The 2,561-nt window shown below is 65.3% G+C and carries 2 protein-coding genes and 1 pseudogene; 1 reads left to right on the forward strand and 2 read right to left on the reverse strand.

From position 1 onward, the window contains the following. A pseudogene (locus JWQ89_RS19915) lies at positions 1 to 271 on the reverse strand (histidine kinase); the annotation flags it as partial. After that, the gene (locus JWQ89_RS19920) at positions 268 to 1,782 is read right to left on the reverse strand and encodes an ATPase domain-containing protein (RefSeq protein WP_299643948.1); all 1,515 of its coding nucleotides are present in this window, start codon (positions 1,780 to 1,782) and stop codon (positions 268 to 270) included. The pseudogene JWQ89_RS19915 and the gene JWQ89_RS19920, both read right to left, overlap by 4 nt. Before the next feature lie 156 nt (positions 1,783 to 1,938). On the opposite strand from JWQ89_RS19920, the gene JWQ89_RS19925 reads away from it, so the two are divergent. After that, positions 1,939 to 2,561 (forward strand): c-type cytochrome domain-containing protein (locus tag JWQ89_RS19925; protein WP_299643950.1); only part of this gene is annotated, 623 nt, incomplete at its 3' end.

The following is a 2,561-nucleotide window of genomic DNA, read 5'->3' on the forward strand; positions in this document are numbered from 1 at the left end:
GGACGAGCACGGGGAGCTCGGACCAGGTGGGCTGATTGCCGAGGATGTCGAGGAGTTCCTGGATGCCATCGGCGGCGATGGCCTCTTCGGTAATGAGGGCAGCGCCTGCGCCCTTGAGAATCTCGGCGCTGAGGCGATGGAGGTCCGTGCAGACGAGGCTGTGGAGGGACGCGCGTTCGAGGAGGGCGCGGGTGACCTCGCCGTCCCTGGTGGTGGGGGCGAGGACGAGGACGCGGGTGGCGAGATGTTGGGGGTCGTCGGTGGCGTTCACCGTCGTGCCTCATAATCGCTGACCGGCGCGGTGCGTTCGACATCGGACCGGACCAACAATGGGACGCCGGTCAGGATGCCCTGAAATTGCGTGAGCGGCTGGCTGAGGTGAATGCCGTCCTGGTCGAAGTGGAGCTCGCGGATGCTCTCCTCGTGAGCGCCGCTGCGCTTCTTCACGACCGAGATGGCCTTTTTCACCTTGCCGGCGTTTTCGAAATAGCGGAGCAGGATGACCGAATCGGCGAGGTAGCTGGCGTCGACCGGACTTTGCATGCTGCCGCCCATGAGGCCGTGCTGGGCGACGACCATGAGCGTGGTGACGCCCTTGCGGCCGAGGTAGCTGAGCAGCTCGTGGAGTTGGATGGTGAGGAAGCGTTCCTCGGGCATGGAGTTGAGGTAGCCGTTGAGGCTGTCGATGACGACGACGCGTGCGCCGTGGCGTTCGACGGCGTCGCGGACCATGTGGCCGAACTCGCCGGGCGAGACCTCGGCGGGATCGATCTGCTGGACGCGGAGTTGGCCGGCGGCGGTGCCCTGCTTGAAATGGACGCCCAGGGCGGTCATGCGGGCTTCGAGGGTGGCGACGCTTTCGTCGAAGGCGAAGACGACGGCGTGGTCGCCACGCTCGGCGGCGGCGACGGCGTATTGGACGGCGATGGTGGATTTGCCTGCGCCGGCGGGGCCGATCAGGAGGGTGCTGGTGCCGCGGTCCGGCCCGCCGCCGAGGAGGGCGTCGAGGGCGGTGACGCCGCTCTTGATCTGCCCGCGCGGGAAGTCTCCGTTATGTTCGGAGGCGATCAGGCGCGGGTATACGGTCAGCCCGCCGGGGAGGATGGAGAAGTCATGATACCCGCCGCGATACTGGGTGCCGCGGAACTTAAGAATGCGCATGCGGCGGCGCTCTGCGCCGTACTCGGGGGCCATCTGTTCGAGGGCGAGCACGCCGTGGGCGATGCTCTGGAGCTGCGTGTCCTTGTCCTCGTTGGTGCGGTCGTCGAGCAGGAGGACGGTGCACTGGCGGCCGATGAAGAACTGCTTGAGGGCGAGGATCTGGCGGCGGTAGCGCAGCGAGTTTTGGGCGAGGAGGCGCATCTCGGAAAGCGAATCGAAGACGACGCGCTGCGGGTTGACGCGCTGCACGGCGTCGAGGACGGCCTTGGTCGTCTCGCTAAGCTCGACCTCGGAGGGGTGGTACATCGTGAGCTGGGTGTCGCTGGTGAGGTCTTTTTCGCTGGCAACAAGCTCGACGATCTCAAGGCCTTCGAGGGACCAGCCGTGAGAGCGGGCGACCTCGAGGAGCTCTTCTCGGGTTTCGGAGAGGGTGACGTAGAGGCCTTTCTCGCCGAGGCGCTGGCCTTCGATGAGGTATTGGAGCGAGAGCGTGGTCTTGCCAGCTCCGGGGTCACCGTCGACGAGGTAGAGGCGATGGGGGAGAAAGCCGCCGCCGAGGATATCGTCGAGGCCGGCGATGCCGGTGCGCGATCGGGGATGTCGGGTTGGTTGCTTGAGCATAGTTCGCGTTCAGATCAAATTGCGTGCCTGCCACCGCCTGCGGCGGTTTCGAATTACGCCGCTTAAGATAGCGACAGGTCGAATGGTGGAGAACGGCAAATTTGCGCGGTGGGCGGGCGTGAATTAACCAACTGGATCGGTGGCGGTAGAAGGAGCATGAACGGCTGGAATTGGCGTGCATTTTGGCAGTTGACGGCTTGGTTTTGTCTCGCGCTTTGCGCGTTTGGGGCGGGGGCGGTGGAGGGGGTGAAGCCGGTTAGTTTTATCCGCGATATTGCGCCGGTATTTGAACGGCAATGTCAGGCATGTCACGGGCCGGAGAAGGCGAAGGGGACGTATCGGATTGATAGTTTCGAGCGGCTGATGAAGCCTGGGGATAGCAAGGATGCGCCGGTTTCGGCGGGCAAGCCGGGGGAGAGCGCAATCTATCGGTTGATCACCGCAAAGGACGAGGACGACCGGATGCCGCAGAAGGCTGACCCGCTGCCGGCGGCGCAGGTGGCGCTGGTGCGGCGGTGGATCGAGGAGGGGGCGAAATTTGATGGGCCGGACGTTGCTGCGCCGCTGGCGTCTATGGTGGAGGATCTGGAGCACACCGCGCCGCCGGAGGTTTATCGCCAGCCGGTGGCGGTGACGGCGCTGGCGTTTAGCCCGGACGGCGGGCAACTGGCGGTCAGCGGATATCACGAGGTGACGCTGTGGGACCCGGCGGAGGGCAAGCTGCTGGGGCGGATCAAGAAACTGGCGGAGCGGACGACGGGGTTGGCGTATTCGCCGGA

Source organism: Devosia sp., from assembly GCF_028290645.1.
In the GTDB taxonomy this organism is placed as follows: domain Bacteria; phylum Pseudomonadota; class Alphaproteobacteria; order Rhizobiales; family Devosiaceae; genus Devosia_A.